15 protein-coding genes and 1 riboswitch are annotated in these 14,599 nt (G+C 54.9%); of the genes, 10 read left to right on the forward strand and 5 right to left on the reverse strand.

The features are described 5' to 3' along the window. Positions 1–92: 92 nt before the first annotated feature. The 4 genes from cdd to bioA form a co-directional block, all read right to left on the reverse strand. Positions 93–983, reverse strand: coding sequence for a cytidine deaminase (gene cdd, locus Q3A88_RS13920; protein ID WP_233990638.1), 891 nt, complete (start codon positions 981–983; stop codon positions 93–95). A gap of 174 nt (positions 984–1,157) precedes the next feature. Beyond that, the gene (locus Q3A88_RS13925; RefSeq protein WP_014914902.1) at positions 1,158–1,853 is read right to left on the reverse strand and encodes a CidB/LrgB family autolysis modulator; all 696 of its coding nucleotides are present in this window, start codon (positions 1,851–1,853) and stop codon (positions 1,158–1,160) included. Beyond that, positions 1,853–2,260, reverse strand: coding sequence for a CidA/LrgA family protein (locus tag Q3A88_RS13930; protein ID WP_014914903.1), 408 nt, complete (start codon positions 2,258–2,260; stop codon positions 1,853–1,855). Before Q3A88_RS13930 ends, Q3A88_RS13925 begins: the two co-directional genes overlap by 1 nt. Before the next feature lie 184 nt (positions 2,261–2,444). Continuing rightward, positions 2,445–3,749: an adenosylmethionine--8-amino-7-oxononanoate transaminase gene (bioA, locus tag Q3A88_RS13935; RefSeq protein WP_317178121.1), complete on the reverse strand. Its 1,305-nt coding sequence runs from the start codon at positions 3,747–3,749 to the stop codon at positions 2,445–2,447. Positions 3,750–3,844: 95 nt separating this feature from the next. Between bioA and bioB the strand changes: the two genes are divergently transcribed. The 6 genes from bioB to Q3A88_RS13965 all read left to right on the forward strand — a co-directional run bounded on the left by bioB (position 3,845) and on the right by Q3A88_RS13965 (position 10,844). Continuing rightward, entirely contained in the window at positions 3,845–4,882 is a 1,038-nt protein-coding gene (bioB, locus tag Q3A88_RS13940) for a biotin synthase BioB (protein ID WP_010280900.1), read from the forward strand. A gap of 39 nt (positions 4,883–4,921) precedes the next feature. Continuing rightward, positions 4,922–6,079 (forward strand): 8-amino-7-oxononanoate synthase, encoded by a 1,158-nt coding sequence (gene bioF, locus Q3A88_RS13945; protein WP_317178122.1) that lies wholly within the window; start codon positions 4,922–4,924, stop codon positions 6,077–6,079. Continuing rightward, positions 6,060–6,821 (forward strand): malonyl-ACP O-methyltransferase BioC, encoded by a 762-nt coding sequence (gene bioC, locus Q3A88_RS13950; RefSeq protein ID WP_039469331.1) that lies wholly within the window; start codon positions 6,060–6,062, stop codon positions 6,819–6,821. Before bioF ends, bioC begins: the two co-directional genes overlap by 20 nt. Further along, the gene (gene bioD, locus Q3A88_RS13955) at positions 6,814–7,494 is read left to right on the forward strand and encodes a dethiobiotin synthase (protein WP_233990632.1); all 681 of its coding nucleotides are present in this window, start codon (positions 6,814–6,816) and stop codon (positions 7,492–7,494) included. The genes bioC and bioD overlap by 8 nt, the downstream gene beginning before the upstream one ends. A gap of 877 nt (positions 7,495–8,371) precedes the next feature. Then, the gene (uvrB, locus tag Q3A88_RS13960) at positions 8,372–10,384 is read left to right on the forward strand and encodes an excinuclease ABC subunit UvrB (protein ID WP_010280912.1); all 2,013 of its coding nucleotides are present in this window, start codon (positions 8,372–8,374) and stop codon (positions 10,382–10,384) included. Positions 10,385–10,412: 28 nt separating this feature from the next. After that, positions 10,413–10,844, forward strand: coding sequence for a glyoxalase (locus Q3A88_RS13965; protein ID WP_233990678.1), 432 nt, complete (start codon positions 10,413–10,415; stop codon positions 10,842–10,844). On the opposite strand, the gene yvcK is transcribed toward Q3A88_RS13965, so the two are convergent. Then, positions 10,820–11,752: a uridine diphosphate-N-acetylglucosamine-binding protein YvcK gene (gene yvcK, locus Q3A88_RS13970; protein ID WP_039518982.1), complete on the reverse strand. Its 933-nt coding sequence runs from the start codon at positions 11,750–11,752 to the stop codon at positions 10,820–10,822. The two genes, Q3A88_RS13965 and yvcK, sit on opposite strands and share 25 nt — an antisense overlap. A gap of 411 nt (positions 11,753–12,163) precedes the next feature. Next, positions 12,164–12,312, forward strand: a riboswitch (molybdenum cofactor riboswitch). Here yvcK and moaA point away from each other — a divergent pair. The 4 genes from moaA to moaD all read left to right on the forward strand — a co-directional run bounded on the left by moaA (position 12,300) and on the right by moaD (position 14,597). Beyond that, positions 12,300–13,289, forward strand: a complete 990-nt coding sequence (gene moaA, locus Q3A88_RS13975; protein WP_317178123.1) for a GTP 3',8-cyclase MoaA — start codon at positions 12,300–12,302, stop codon at positions 13,287–13,289. Its footprint overlaps the riboswitch before it by 13 nt. Positions 13,290–13,323: 34 nt before the next feature. Continuing rightward, positions 13,324–13,842 carry a molybdenum cofactor biosynthesis protein B gene (gene moaB, locus Q3A88_RS13980; RefSeq protein ID WP_317178124.1) on the forward strand — a complete coding sequence of 173 codons (519 nt, stop codon included), beginning with the start codon at positions 13,324–13,326 and terminating at the stop codon, positions 13,840–13,842. An 18-nt stretch (positions 13,843–13,860) separates the two neighbouring features. Beyond that, the gene (gene moaC / locus Q3A88_RS13985) at positions 13,861–14,355 is read left to right on the forward strand and encodes a cyclic pyranopterin monophosphate synthase MoaC (protein WP_205592650.1); all 495 of its coding nucleotides are present in this window, start codon (positions 13,861–13,863) and stop codon (positions 14,353–14,355) included. Further along, positions 14,352–14,597 carry a molybdopterin synthase sulfur carrier subunit gene (gene moaD / locus Q3A88_RS13990; RefSeq protein WP_010280925.1) on the forward strand — a complete coding sequence of 82 codons (246 nt, stop codon included), beginning with the start codon at positions 14,352–14,354 and terminating at the stop codon, positions 14,595–14,597. The genes moaC and moaD overlap by 4 nt, the downstream gene beginning before the upstream one ends. Positions 14,598–14,599 lie beyond the last annotated feature (2 nt).

The raw sequence follows: 14,599 nt of genomic DNA on the forward strand, positions 1-14,599 counted from the left end.
TGGCTTGCATCTTAGTCAAAATGCAGGCTTTATCGATTCACCTCTCGTTTCTCACACTTCTCTTTGCTGAAATCCTGTGCTGACCTCTGCCGTTATTCCTCAATAAAGTGATGTTCAATGTCGGTACAGCCCAATTCAGCCAGCATAATTTGCGAAATGGCCCAGTGGCTGACAACCGCATGGCGACGCTCAACGACAGCCGCGTGTTTAATGGTGCACGGAGCGTCACCAGCAAGGTTCATCAGATTCAATGCAACTTGCAAAGGCGGCAGGCTCGGGTTAAATGCCGCATTTTCTGCGTAGCGTCCGGTATAAATGTTGCCACTTGAGGTTTCCAGCGCAATGCCGCTGATGGCTTTGCTATAGGGCGCGTGGCTACGGTTGGCGGCATCCAGAGCCAGACGTGCAAGCGCGTTCACATTCTGCAAGGTTGCGCCGTGGTTGACGTCATCCATCAGTAAGGTATCGATGTGCAGATCGACGGGGCCAAAGGAATCCGGCAGATAGTGGCTGAGCACCGCAGGCTGGCGACCCGGCAATTGAATGCGCAGCGACGCTGCATTACGCAATTCATTCATAAACTGACGACAGTGGCCGCATGGCGTGTAGTTCACGGTCACGGCTCGCAATCCACGCTCATTGCGCATCCAGGCGTGGCTGACAGCGCTTTGTTCGGCATGCACCGTTTGCTGCAACTGAACCGCGCTGAACTCCATGTTGGCACCAAAGTAGAAATTGCCACTGAGCCCTTGCGCAATTGCGCCAACCTGAAAATTCGAGATAGGCGCTTGTGCGCAGGCAGCGGCCAGAGGCAATAGCGCAAAGGCCAACGTGTCGGCGTCTAGCTGGCTGGCTTCGCAGACGGCATTCACGTCATCTGCGGTGAGCATGGCGGCGAAATCGGGTTTATCGATCAAGGGACCGATCGCGGCTTGCAGACTGGCAGGTAATTGCTGGAAGGCGTTTTCAAATCGTGGATGCATATCGGCGTACTCTTTTTACCCGTCAATGACGTCATGTTAGGGAGCAGAGTAGCAATAAATTGTGATCAAAATCTCTTTGTTGAATGAAAGGAATGCAAATTAACTGTTAAATGCGAGATGTATCTCAATTTTATGGCGGGGCGGTGCGAGGCACGCACCATCCCCCCGCTAGATTCAGCCAGCGACGTGCAAGAGTAGAGGGAAGATGAGCGGCGCAATTAGCGACGTGATGATCCCGCAGATGACCAGCGCCAGCGAACTGAATGCGCCTTCCTGATAATCAACTTCCGCACAGCGCGCCGTTCCGAGTGCGTGTGAGGCGGTGCCCATCGACAGCCCACGCGCGGCTTTAGTTTTAATACCGAGGCGGTTGAACACACTGTGGCCTAAGACTGCGCCGAGAATACCGACAAAAATCACGCAGACGGCGCTGATAGCCGGAATCCCGCCAATCGAGCTGGCGACGGCCATCGCAATCGGCGTGGTGACGGATTTAGGCAGCACCGAGGCCGCGATTTCTGGTGAAGCGCCCATCCACAGCGCTACCAGCGTGCCGGAGATAATGGCGGTCAGGCTGCCGATGAAGCACACGCTGATGATCGACTTCCAGCGCGCGCGAATTTGGTGCAGCTGTTCATAAAGCGGGAACGCCAGCGCGACCACCGCCGGTTGCAGCAGATCGTTAAGGACTTTACTGCCCTGAAAATAGTGCTCGTAGGGAATCTTCAATACCAGCAGCAGCGGAATAATAATCGCCATCGACACCAGCAGCGGGTTCAACAGGGAAATCCGGGTCAGCACGGCCAGTTTACGCGCGGCGAAAAAGACAATCAGAGTGAGGGGAAGCGACCACCACAAATAGCTGAACATTATTCATTATCCTTCGGCGGCGTACGATCGCCAGCCACGGCTCGTTCACGCTGCATTATCTGGGTACTGAAACCCACAACCAACATCACAATAAAGGTACTGATCAGGCAGGAAACGACGATAGGGCCAAACTGTTGGCTGACCAGATCGTAATAATTCATCACGCCGACGCCGATTGGGACGAACAGCAGCGCCATGTGACGAATAAGCAGGTGGCAACCTGGTTTTACCCACTGCGCGGGCAGAATTTGCGAGGCGAGAAGGATGAACAAGACCAGCATGCCGATGATACTGCCGGGGATAGTGAACGGAAGTAACGCGGATACCGCATTGCCTGCCAGCAGGCAGAGATAAATCAATGCGAAAGCGCGTAAATACTGCCAGCACACGATGAACGTATTACGCATGGGAAATTCCTGATTAGCTGAGGGGATTATCATAACGCTAATGGAATTTACGTGCTACAGCGCACATTGCTAACGTTATACAGCAACACATAGCAGGGGATATGGGGTGAATGGCCTGAGGGCGACAGCAAACGTGCCGCACTCAAGCCTTTATTGAGCCAAATACTTCGATACAAATATGTAGTCAGTCAAATAGCCGTTCATCACGAATCGCGGCACAGACCGCATCGGTCAGCTTACGCAGTTCATCAGGCTGAATGATAAACGGCGGCATCAGATAAATGAGTCGGCCAAAGGGACGAATCCACACGCCGCGCTCGACGAAGAAACGCTGTAGCCGCGCCATATTAACCGGACGCTGTGTTTCCACCACGCCGATAGAGCCCAGTACGCGAACGTTCGCCACCAGCGGCGAATTCGCGCAGGGTTGCAGCGCTTCTCGCAGCTGTCGTTCAATCTGTTTGACCTGCTGCTGCCAGCGGTTCTCCGCCAGCAGCGATAAACTGGCATTGGCTGCCGCGCAGGCGAGTGGATTGCCCATAAATGTAGGGCCGTGCATAAAACAGCCTGCCGCGCCGTTGCTGATGGTTTCCGCAACTATCCGAGTGGTCAGCGTGGCGGAGAGCGTCATATAGCCGCCGGTAAGCGCTTTCCCCAGACACATAATATCGGGTGAAATCCCCGCATGTTCGCAGGCAAACAGCTTGCCAGTGCGGCCAAATCCGGTCGCGATCTCATCGGCAATCAGCAAGATCCCCCATTGATCGCACAGTTCCCGAACCCGACGCAGATAGGCTGGATGATAAAAGCGCATCCCGCCCGCGCCTTGTACGATGGGTTCCAGAATCACGGCCGCAATCTCATGGGCGTGCGCTGACAGCATCGACTGGAGCGGCGCGATATCCGCTTCCTGCCAGTCGTCGGTAAAACCGCCTTCGTTGATCGCGGCGCATGGCGGCGCATCGATAAATAGGTGAGTCGGCAGATAGCCCTGATACAAGCTGTGCATCGAATTTTGCGGATCGCACACGGACATCGCACCGAAGGTGTCGCCGTGATAGCCATGACGCAGGGTGAGAAAGCGCTGACGGGTTTCACCGCGTGCTTGCCAATATTGCAGCGCCATTTTCATTGCCACTTCGACGGCTACCGAGCCGGAATCCGCCAGAAACACGCATTCCAGCGCATCCGGCGTGATGTCCACCAGTTGGCGGCACAGCGCCACCGCCGCCGGATGGGTGATCCCGCCAAACATCACGTGCGACATCTGGCTGAGCTGAGCCTGTACTGCCTGATTGATCGTTGGATGGTTGTAACCGTGAATCGCTGCCCACCACGATGACATACCGTCAATCAGGCGACATCCGTCATCCAACTGAAGCTCGACGCCGCTGGCCGATACGACCGGATAGCAGGGCAGCGGTTCGGTCATTGAGGTGTAGGGATGCCAAATGTGGCGCTGGTCAAAAGCAATGTCTTCCGGGCTCATGATGATCTTTCGTAAACCAAAATAGATTCTATCTGGTTGACAGTATATCGGGTTAATTTACACTGGCGAAACGTTTTTAGTTTGGAGATGCCGAAGTGGCTGACCGCATGTACTGGACGCTTGAGCAAGCGCAAGACTTATTTAATAAACCCTTTCTGGAACTGATGTTTGAAGCGCAGCAGATCCACCGTCAGCATTTTGATCCCCGTCAGGTGCAGGTTAGTACGCTACTGTCGATCAAAACCGGTTCCTGCCCTGAGGACTGTAAGTATTGTCCGCAAAGTTCCCGCTACCGTACCGGGATTGATACTGAACGCCTGATGCAGGTTGAACAGGTGCTGGAGTCGGCCCGTCAGGCGAAAGCCGCAGGATCGACGCGCTTTTGTATGGGGGCTGCGTGGAAAAATCCGCACGAGCGTGACATGCCGTATCTGGAACAGATGGTGCAAGGCGTGAAAGCGATGGGAATGGAAACCTGCATGACGCTGGGGACGCTGCACAACGATCAGGCCGAGCGTCTGGCCTCTGCCGGACTGGATTTCTATAACCATAACCTCGATACCTCACCGGAATTTTACGGCAGCATCATCACGACCCGCACCTATCAGGAGCGTCTGGATACGCTGGATAAAGTGCGCGGCGCGGGCATTAAAGTTTGCTCGGGTGGCATCGTTGGGTTGGGGGAAACCGTGCGCGACCGCGCCGGGCTGCTGGTGCAACTGGCTAACCTGCCGACGCCGCCGGAAAGCGTGCCGATCAACATGCTGGTGAAAGTGAAAGGTACGCCGCTGGCGGATAACGATGATGTCGATCCGTTTGATTTCATTCGGACTATTGCCGTTGCGCGTATCATGATGCCGGCCTCCTATGTGCGCCTGTCTGCCGGACGCGAGCAGATGAGCGAGCAAACGCAGGCAATGTGCTTTATGGCCGGTGCGAACTCCATTTTCTACGGCTGCAAACTGCTTACCACGCCAAACCCGAAAGAAGACAAGGATCTGGCGCTGTTCCTCAAATTAGGTCTGAATCCGCAGCAGACGGGGACCGAGTACGGGGATAACCAACAGCAACAGCGGTTGGCGGAACAGCTGATTAACGCCGATAGCGAGCAGTTTTATAATGCTGCGGTATAACGTCCAGCCTGCAAACCGTCGGGCAAGGTGTACTGCATCATGAGCTGGCAGCAACGTATTGACGCCGCGCTGGTACAACGCCAGCGCGATGATGCCTACCGTGTGCGGCGGGTGAATCAAGGCGGTAGCGGGCGCTGGCTGATGCAGGGCGACCGCTGCTACCTGAATTTTTCCAGCAACGACTATCTGGGGCTGAGTCACCACCCAGAGATTGTGCGCGCCTGGCAGCAGGGCGCTGAACAATACGGTATTGGCAGCGGCGGTTCCGGGCATGTGACGGGGTATACCGATGCCCATGCCGCGCTGGAAAATCAGCTTGCCGACTGGCTGGGCTACCCGCGCGCGCTGCTGTTTATCTCTGGCTATGCCGCGAATCAGGCGGTGGTGGCTGCGCTGGCACAGGCGGAAGACCGTATTTTCGCCGATAAACTCAGCCACGCTTCACTGCTGGAAGCGGCTGCACAGTCGCCCGCGATGCTGCGCCGCTTTAAACACAATCAGGTCGATAGCCTGCAAGCGCTGCTGGAAAAACCGACGGGCGGTCAGACGCTGGTGGTGACCGAAGGCGTTTTCAGCATGGATGGCGATACCGCACCGCTGTCGGCGCTGCAAGCTCAGTGCCGAGCGCACGATGCCTGGCTGATGGTGGACGATGCACACGGGATTGGCGTGCTGGGTGATGAAGGTCGCGGCAGCTGTTGGCAGCAGGGCGTTAAACCCGAACTGCTGATTGTCACGTTTGGCAAGGCGTTCGGTGTGAGCGGCGCGGCGGTACTGTGCGCGGAACCGCTGGCCGAGTATTTCCTGCAATTCGCTCGTCATTTGATTTACAGCACCTCGATGCCTGCCGCACAGGCCTGTGCGCTGAGTACGGCAGTTAACTGTGTCCGACAGGGCGACGCGCGGCGCGAGGCGCTACAACGCAACATCGCACAGTTCCGCGCAGGTTTTTCCAACTCCACCTATCAACTGATGGATTCACAGAGTGCGATTCAGCCGCTGATTGTCGGTGAGAACGCGCGGGCAATGGCCCTGATGAGCCATCTGCGTGAACAGGGCGTGCGGGTCAGTGCGATGCGTCCGCCGACAGTGCCTGTCGGCAGCGCGCGTCTGCGGATTACGCTAACGGCGGAACATCAGCCGGAAGATATCAGTCGCTTGCTTACGGTATTGCACCATGCTGACAGAAAACTATAACAAGCAGGCGATTGCGCAGGCGTTTGGGCGTGCGGCGGGGTGTTACGATCGCTTTGCCGAGCTGCAACGTACCAGCGGAGAACGTCTGCTGGCATTAATGCCGCCGCACGGCGGTCTACAGGTGCTGGATGCGGGGTGCGGAACTGGGCATTTTAGCCGCCACTGGCGTCAGGCTGGTCACTATGTGACCGCACTGGATTTATCGGTAGACATGCTGGCGTATGCCCGTGAACTGGATGCAGCAGACTGCTACCAGGAAGGGGATATCGAAAATCTGCCGCTGGCGGATGGCTGTGTGGATATCAGCTATAGCAATCTGGCTGTGCAGTGGTGCGACTCGTTACCGCGTGCGCTGGCCGAGCTGTATCGGGTTACACGACCGGGGGGCGTGATTGCGTTTGCGACGCTGGCGGACGGCTCCTTAAGCGAACTGTCACAGGCGTGGCAGCGGCTGGACGGCACACAGCGGACGAATCGCTTTCTGCCGCTCTCCGCTATCGATGCGGCCTGTCAGCCTTACCGGCATCATTTAGTACAAGAACGTGAAGTCTGCCTTTTTCCCGATGTATTGACGTTGATGAAATCGCTGAAGGGGATTGGCGCGACCTGGCTGCACGAAGGGCGTACGCCGGGGCTATTGAGCCGGACACGTCTGGCGGCATTGTCTGCTCATTATCCGCAAGAACAGGGCGGCTACCCGCTCAGCTATCAACTGGTTTATGGAGTGATTTATCGTGATTGAGCGCTGGTTTGTGACGGGTACGGATACCGAAGTTGGGAAAACGGTTGCGAGTACGGCGCTGCTTCAGGCAGCGAATCAGGCAGGATACCGCACCGCAGGTTATAAACCCGTGGCGTCCGGCTGTGAAATGACGGCCGACGGCATTCGCAACAGCGATGCGCTGGCGCTTCAGGCCAATAGCAGCGTCCGGCTAGAGTATCAGGCGGTGAACCCGCTGGCGTTTATGGAGCCGACGTCACCGCATATTATCAGTGCGGTGGAGCAGCGGCCTATCCATCTCCCCGCGTTGTCCGCAGGGCTACGGGCATTAGAAACACAGGCAGATTGGCTGCTGGTCGAAGGCGCTGGCGGGTGGTTTACGCCGCTGTCAGAGCAGGATACGTTTGCTGACTGGGTGGTTCAAGAACAGCTTCCCGTGATTTTGGTGGTCGGCATCAAGCTGGGTTGTATCAACCACGCGATGTTAACGGCCCACGCCATTCAACACGCGGGCCTGCGACTTGGCGGCTGGATTGCTAATGACATCACGCCACCCGGAAAATGGCACCAGCCGTATCTGCAAACGTTGCAACAGCGCCTGCCCGCGCCGATGCTGGGCGAAATTCCTTATGTATCGGATCTTCAGCGGCATAATTTGGGGCAGTACGTTGATATTGGGTTATTAGCGGAGTAATCATTTTTGCTAACCTTCGCCTGTGTTTAATCAAGCACTGGTTTTTGTTATTTTTTACTGGCATCTGTTTCATGAGCATAAAACCTACATTTTCAAGCCGATTAATAGCTAAAACCTTCTTGAGTTTTCCCCTAACTCCCCGCTATGCCTGAATTGTTGAGATTTAGCCCTCTGCTGTTTTTAGTCTTTTTCCGTCTAATACTTATGCGATAAATCACAGAAAGAGTGTGAAGAAAATCCATATCAGGGGGAATAGCGAATGAAGCGGGTATTTCTCTAACTCAGTGCTGATGCGGAGTTGTGGGAGTTATCCACCATTTCTGTGGATAACTATGTGTATTATGGATAGACAACGCGCCCTAACCGAGAGCTGGCGCGGGTTGTCGCCAGGTTGACGCTATTCTCCACGGTTTTGCTAATCTATTTGTTATCATATGCTTAAGTAAAATCAAGCGTCTTGAACATCAATGGGACGTAGTTGCATAAATTAACGTCATCGTGCATCCCCGCATGTTACATTTTTACCAAATCTGGGGATAAATGATGATGATTTTATCTGGTAGATTGAATATGAATGTGCTAGGAAATTCATTTGTCGATTAATCATCCAATCCAGCGATAATTTCCTTGATGCTGTTTTTATATCCAGTATCATTGCGGTGGCGAATTTCGTCATTGGCATTCAAAATAAAGCATCGTGTGTCGCACACTGTCAGTGTTATCGCTGTCAGGGTGATAACGGTACGACGAGGGATGACGATGACACCTCGCTGCCGTGCCTGAAATCGTCAGTCTGTGCCTTTTACCTGCCTCCGAGCATCCACCCACGAACATCGCATTGCGCGATGGGTAATAACGATAAGTAGCGTGCTTAACGATGAGTAAAGTATTTACACTGAATTCCGACTTTAAACCGGCAGGCGATCAGCCTGAGGCCATTCGTCGTTTAAAAGAGGGTCTGGAAGACGGGTTAGCGCACCAAACGCTGCTCGGGGTAACAGGTTCAGGTAAGACGTTCACGATCGCCAACGTGATTGCCGACCTCAATCGGCCGACGATGATGTTGGCACCGAATAAAACGCTGGCAGCTCAGCTGTATGGCGAAATGAAAGAATTCTTTCCTGATAATGCCGTCGAGTACTTCGTGTCGTACTACGACTATTATCAGCCAGAAGCCTACGTTCCAAGCTCGGATACCTTCATCGAAAAAGACGCATCGGTTAACGAACATATCGAACAGATGCGTCTTTCCGCGACAAAAGCGCTGCTGGAGCGGCGCGATGTGATCGTCGTGGCTTCGGTGTCCGCGATCTACGGTCTGGGCGATCCCGATCTCTATCTGAAAATGATGTTGCACCTGACGCAGGGGATGCTGATTGACCAGCGTGCTATTTTGCGACGTCTGGCCGAATTACAGTATGCCCGCAACGATCAGGCGTTTCAGCGCGGTACGTTCCGCGTGCGTGGTGAGGTGATCGATATCTTCCCCGCGGAATCTGACGAAATCGCGCTGCGTGTTGAACTGTTCGATGAGGAAGTGGAGCGGCTGTCGCTGTTTGACCCGCTGACGGGGCATGTCCTCCAGACGGTGCCGCGCTATACCATTTATCCGAAAACGCACTACGTCACGCCGCGTGAGCGTATTTTGCAGGCGATGGAAGACATCAAGGTTGAACTGGCTGACCGTAAAAAGGTGCTACTGGCCAATGACAAACTGGTGGAAGAGCAGCGGCTGAGTCAGCGCACGCAGTTTGATTTGGAGATGATGAACGAACTGGGTTACTGCTCCGGTATCGAAAACTACTCGCGCTACCTTTCTGGTCGCGGTCCCGGCGAGCCGCCACCGACGCTGTTTGACTATCTGCCTGCAGACGGACTGCTGGTCATCGATGAATCCCACGTCACCGTTCCTCAGATCGGCGGTATGTATCGCGGTGACCGCGCGCGTAAAGAGACGCTGGTCGAATACGGTTTCCGGCTGCCTTCGGCGCTGGATAACCGACCGATGAAATTTGAAGAATTTGAAGCGCTGGCTCCACAGACGATCTACGTGTCTGCGACGCCGGGTAATTATGAATTGGAAAAATCGGGCGGTGAAGTGATCGATCAGGTGGTGCGTCCCACCGGATTGCTCGATCCCATCATCGAAGTGCGGCCTGTCGCAACACAGGTGGACGATCTGCTCTCCGAAATTCGCCTGCGTGCCGCGATTAACGAACGGGTACTGGTCACCACGCTGACCAAGCGAATGGCGGAAGACCTGACGGAGTATCTGGAAGAGCACGGCGAGCGGGTACGTTATCTGCACTCGGATATCGATACCGTCGAACGTGTGGAAATCATCCGCGATTTGCGCCTTGGTGAGTTTGACGTGCTGGTGGGTATCAACCTGCTGCGTGAAGGACTGGATATGCCTGAAGTGTCGCTGGTGGCGATTCTGGATGCCGATAAAGAGGGCTTCCTGCGCTCTGAACGTTCCCTGATCCAGACAATTGGCCGTGCGGCACGTAACTTGCGCGGCAAAGCCATTCTCTACGGCGATAAGATTACGGCATCAATGGCGAAAGCGATTGGTGAAACGGAGCGTCGCCGCGAGAAGCAGGAAGCCTACAACACCGAGCACGGCATTGTGCCGCAGGGAATCAATAAGAAGATTTCCGATATCCTGCAGTTGGGGCAGCCGACGAACAAAGGCAAAGGGCGTGGTAATCGTAAAGCGGCAGAGCCAGCAGCACGCTATGAACTTATGACGCCGAAGGCGCTGGAGCTGAAAATCCGCGAGTTGGAAAGCAAGATGTTGACGCACGCGCAGAACCTTGAATTTGAAGAGGCAGCCGCGCTACGCGATGAAGTACAAGCACTGCGCGCACAATTTATCGCTGTATCTTAACGATGCAAACGCTCACTGAGGATCAATGATGGATCAGACTATACCGGGTGTAGAAGTGCTGTTTGTGGCGGGTTTCGGACCGATCGTGAAATCCCTTTCTGCCAGCCATGCGCTCTATGTTGATACGCTGAAGTTGCCGCTGAAGCCCGTTGCGGAAGGGAGCGACTATCTGGTGAGCGATGAGATGGAGGGCGTAAAGCATTTCGCGCTCTGGCCGCTGTCACAGGCTAGCGAGTCTTGTTTCGGGCATGGAAGTTGGCCTACGGATCTGCCTGAACCGCAAAGCTGGCTGGAGTTCGAAGTGACTGACATGGTGGAAGCGACCAGCACGCTGAAAGCGCAAGGCTATGTGTTGCTGGTGGAAAATCGTCTTGAGCCTTGGGGACAGCAGGTCACGCGTTTCCTGAGTCCCGAAGGCATTCTGATTGGCGTGACTTATACGCCGTGGTTGCGGGGTTGAGAGCCCAACAGCTGTAGCGCACGATCGATGGCCTGGCGCAGTAACTCACGGTCGTGATGGTGAGGAACATCTTCTGCTGCCAGCGCCTGCTGCACGACCAGTCGGTCGCCAATCTGGCTGATATCGACTTTTGGACCGACAATCGCAGCATCAACCACGGGTTTCCCTACCTTGTGTTCAATCCAGGATAGCTTCTCCACCAGCGTCAGGCGGGCTGCGGGGTTGCTCTGCTCATTGCCCAGATTGCCGATGTACACCATGGGCGCGGGCGTGCGGCGGAGTGCCTGTGTCAGATCATCCAGCAGCAACAGCGGCATCAGGCTGGTCAGAAAGCTGCCGGGACCAATCAAAATCAGGTCAGCTTTGGCGATGGCATCAATCGCCTCGCGCGTGGCCTGCACCGTCGGGTACAGCATCAAATCCTGTGGCAAGGCTGCCAACTGATCGATCTCGACTTCACCATAAACGGGGTTGCCCTGTTCATCAATTGCCATCAAATCGACAGGATGTTCGGACATCGGAATTAAAAAAGCGTCCACTTTGAGCAGGTTGCGAATCAGGTTAATGGCTTCTAGCGGTCGCACGCTCAGGTGGTCGAGCGCTTTCAGCATCAAATTACCCAGATTGTGTCCGGCCAGTTCCCCGTTACCGTTAAACCGATACTCAAACATCGCAGATGCCACGCTGGGCGTCGTAATGAGTTGATTCAGGCAGTTGCGGGTATCGCCCCAGGCAATACCGCCTTCAGAACGACGGATGCGGCCAGTCGAGCCGCCGTTATCTGTCGTCGTGACAATGCCGGTTAGCCGTGAACCCAGGGAAGAGAGCGAAGACATCACACGACCTAAACCGTGTCCACCTCCGAGTGCGACAACCCTGTCGAGGTCGGCCAACGTGCGATTGCGCATAGAAAACCTTATGAATGAGTCAGAGGAATATGAATAACGTGTATACCCGTCATACTTCAAGTTGCATGTGCGTTGGCTGCACTAAGTCACCCGAATCACTTACCTGAGTAAGCTCATCGGGATGCCTTCTCTTGCCGCCTGCCTGAAACTTGAATTATTTAGGGTATAAGAATTGTCGCTAAGGTAGCTGATTTCACCTTAAAACGCGAAAAATCCTCACGCAGGCATGACCTGAGACAATTTCTGCCGCGTATTTTTCCGTATGCTGTACACCATAAGATATTGAAAATTCGCTATATATTTATTTATATACCGATTTTGAGAGTGGTTGACTGTGCTTTTTCGCAGTAGACTGCTTAATGAAATCACGATTCCTGACCGGTTATCTCGCTGCTGTTTAACGGATAACTGAGTGGAATCAAACTCCTAGCCTTGGTGCCTAAGTGATGCGCGTAGTGCGTGTGATACGGTGCCCTGGCCGTGGCCTTCGCGGTCACCAGGGTGCGAGGCAGAAATGCCTGCATCTCCCGAATTTGGAAAGGTGTTTATGGTGAGTCAACTGACTGATGCGTTTGCGCGCAAGTTCTACTATTTGCGTCTGTCTATCACAGACGTCTGCAATTTTCGCTGTACCTACTGTCTGCCGGATGGTTATCAGGCCAATGGCACTAATCCACATCGCTTTTTATCACTCGATGAAATTCGTCGCGTCAGCCGCGCCTTTGCCGAATTAGGGACGGAAAAAGTCCGCCTCACCGGTGGCGAGCCGTCTTTGCGCCGTGACTTTGTCGATATCATCGCAGCCATTCGTGAAAATTCCGCGATTCGCACGCTGGCGGTCACGACCAACGGTTATCGCCTTGCGCGGGATGTCGCACAGTGGCGCGATGCGGGGCTAACGGCGCTGAACGTGAGCGTGGACAGTCTGGATGCACGCCAGTTTCACGCCATTACCGGGCAGGACAAATTCCGGCAGGTGATGGACGGCATCGACGCTGCCTTTGACTGTGGCTTTGCCAAGGTCAAAGTTAACACGGTGCTGATGCGTGATGTGAACGCGGGCAGCCTGCAAACCTTTCTCGACTGGATTAAACACCGCCCGATTCAACTACGCTTTATTGAGCTGATGGAAACCGGAGAAGGAGGCGATCTGTTTCGCCGCCACCACGTTTCCGGCGAGGTGATCCGCCAGCAACTACTGCAGCAAGGTTGGCAGCAGCAGCAACGCGCACGCAGCGACGGTCCCGCGCAGGTGTTCAGCCATCCTGACTATCAGGGCGAAATCGGGCTGATTATGCCGTATGAGAAAGATTTCTGCCTGAGCTGCAACCGCCTGCGAGTCTCGGCCATAGGGAATCTTCACCTGTGTCTCTTTGGCGAACAGGGTATCCCACTGCGCGATTTACTGGCCGACGATCGTCACCTCGATGATTTGAAAATGCGTATCTCGGGTGGATTATCGACGAAGAAGCAGACCCACTTCCTGCATGAAGGGAATAGCGGCATCACGCAAAACCTGTCATTTATCGGCGGTTAATCCGCGACATCACTGATTCTTAAAGGAGCCTGACATGAGCAAAGTCAGCAGCGAATTTGTTTCTCTCAATCTTGCGGTTCTGACCGTTTCCGAACGCCGTACGGCGGAAGATGACACCTCCGGCGACTATTTGCGCGAAGCGGCGCAGTCTGCGGGGCACCGCATCGTCGACAGCGCCATCGTGAAAGAGAACCTGTACCAGATTCGGGCACGGGTCTCGGCGTGGATTGCCAGCGACGGGGTGCAGGGCATTTTGATTAATGGCGGAACGGGCTTTACCGCAGGAGATGTGGTGCCGGAAGCCATTGGCGTCTTGTTCGATCGGGAAATTGAAGGTTTCGGCGAGCTGTTTCGCATGGTGTCGTACGAAGATATTGGTACGGCGACGCTGCAATCCCGTGCGCTTGCCGGTCTGGCTAACCAGACGGTGATTTTCGCCATGCCGGGTTCGACTCGCGCCTGTCGCACCGCATGGGAACGCATCATTCAGGAACAGCTGGATGCGCGCCAGAAGCCGTGCAATTTTTACCCGCACGTGAAAAAAACCTCTTAACGGTAAGCCTTATTAATTATGTCATCATCTAAGCCACAATTGACCCACATTAACGCCGCTGGTGAAGCTGCGATGGTGGATGTGTCCGCCAAAGTTGAAACTGTACGCGAAGCCCGCGCGGAAGCCTTCGTTGAAATGGCACCGCAGACGCTGGCAATGATTATTGCCGGCAGCCACCACAAGGGCGATGTGTTCGCCACCGCACGCATCGCCGGCATTCAGGCGGCGAAACGCACCTGGGAACTGATTCCGCTTTGTCATCCGCTGCTGCTGAGCAAAGTTGCTGTCGAGCTGGAAGCGCAGCCGGAGCACAATCGGGTTCGCATTGAATCCGTGTGTCGTCTGACGGGGAAAACCGGCGTGGAGATGGAAGCGCTGACGGCGGCCTCCGTCGCCGCGCTGACCATCTATGATATGTGCAAGGCCGTGCAGAAAGACATGGTGATTGGTCCGGTGCGTTTGCTGGCGAAAAGCGGCGGCAAATCCGGCGACTTTATGGCGGAGGGCGCATGATCAAGATTCTGTTTTTTGCACAAGTCCGTGAACTGATAGAGACAGACAGCCTGTCACTGCCTGCCGAGTATGCCACCGTAGAAGACGTCCGGCAGGCGCTATGCCAACGCGGCGCACGCTGGGCGCTGGCGCTGGAGTCCGGCAAATTGCTGGCTGCGGTGAACCAGTCGTTGGTTGAGCTCACGCATCCGTTACAGGACGGCGATGAAGTGGCGTTTTTCCCACCGGTAACGGGAGGTTGATC

The sequence above is a fragment of the Pectobacterium sp. HCp5_1 genome (assembly GCF_032905925.1).
Lineage (GTDB): Bacteria > Pseudomonadota > Gammaproteobacteria > Enterobacterales > Enterobacteriaceae > Pectobacterium > Pectobacterium brasiliense_A.

Bases quoted from the DNA above. Each gene is read 5' to 3' on its own strand.
- cdd (WP_233990638.1), bottom strand. From the start codon at position 983: ATGCATCCACGATTTGAAAACGCCTTCCAGCAATTACCTGCCAGTCTG.
- Q3A88_RS13925 (WP_014914902.1), bottom strand. From the start codon at position 1,853: ATGTTCAGCTATTTGTGGTGGTCGCTTCCCCTCACTCTGATTGTCTTT.
- Q3A88_RS13930 (WP_014914903.1), bottom strand. From the start codon at position 2,260: ATGCGTAATACGTTCATCGTGTGCTGGCAGTATTTACGCGCTTTCGCA.
- bioA (WP_317178121.1), bottom strand. From the start codon at position 3,749: ATGAGCCCGGAAGACATTGCTTTTGACCAGCGCCACATTTGGCATCCC.
- bioF (WP_317178122.1), top strand. From the start codon at position 4,922: ATGAGCTGGCAGCAACGTATTGACGCCGCGCTGGTACAACGCCAGCGC.
- bioC (WP_039469331.1), top strand. From the start codon at position 6,060: ATGCTGACAGAAAACTATAACAAGCAGGCGATTGCGCAGGCGTTTGGG.
- uvrB (WP_010280912.1), top strand. From the start codon at position 8,372: ATGAGTAAAGTATTTACACTGAATTCCGACTTTAAACCGGCAGGCGAT.
- Q3A88_RS13965 (WP_233990678.1), top strand. From the start codon at position 10,413: ATGGATCAGACTATACCGGGTGTAGAAGTGCTGTTTGTGGCGGGTTTC.
- yvcK (WP_039518982.1), bottom strand. From the start codon at position 11,752: ATGCGCAATCGCACGTTGGCCGACCTCGACAGGGTTGTCGCACTCGGA.
- moaA (WP_317178123.1), top strand. From the start codon at position 12,300: ATGGTGAGTCAACTGACTGATGCGTTTGCGCGCAAGTTCTACTATTTG.
- moaB (WP_317178124.1), top strand. From the start codon at position 13,324: ATGAGCAAAGTCAGCAGCGAATTTGTTTCTCTCAATCTTGCGGTTCTG.
- moaC (WP_205592650.1), top strand. From the start codon at position 13,861: ATGTCATCATCTAAGCCACAATTGACCCACATTAACGCCGCTGGTGAA.
- moaD (WP_010280925.1), top strand. From the start codon at position 14,352: ATGATCAAGATTCTGTTTTTTGCACAAGTCCGTGAACTGATAGAGACA.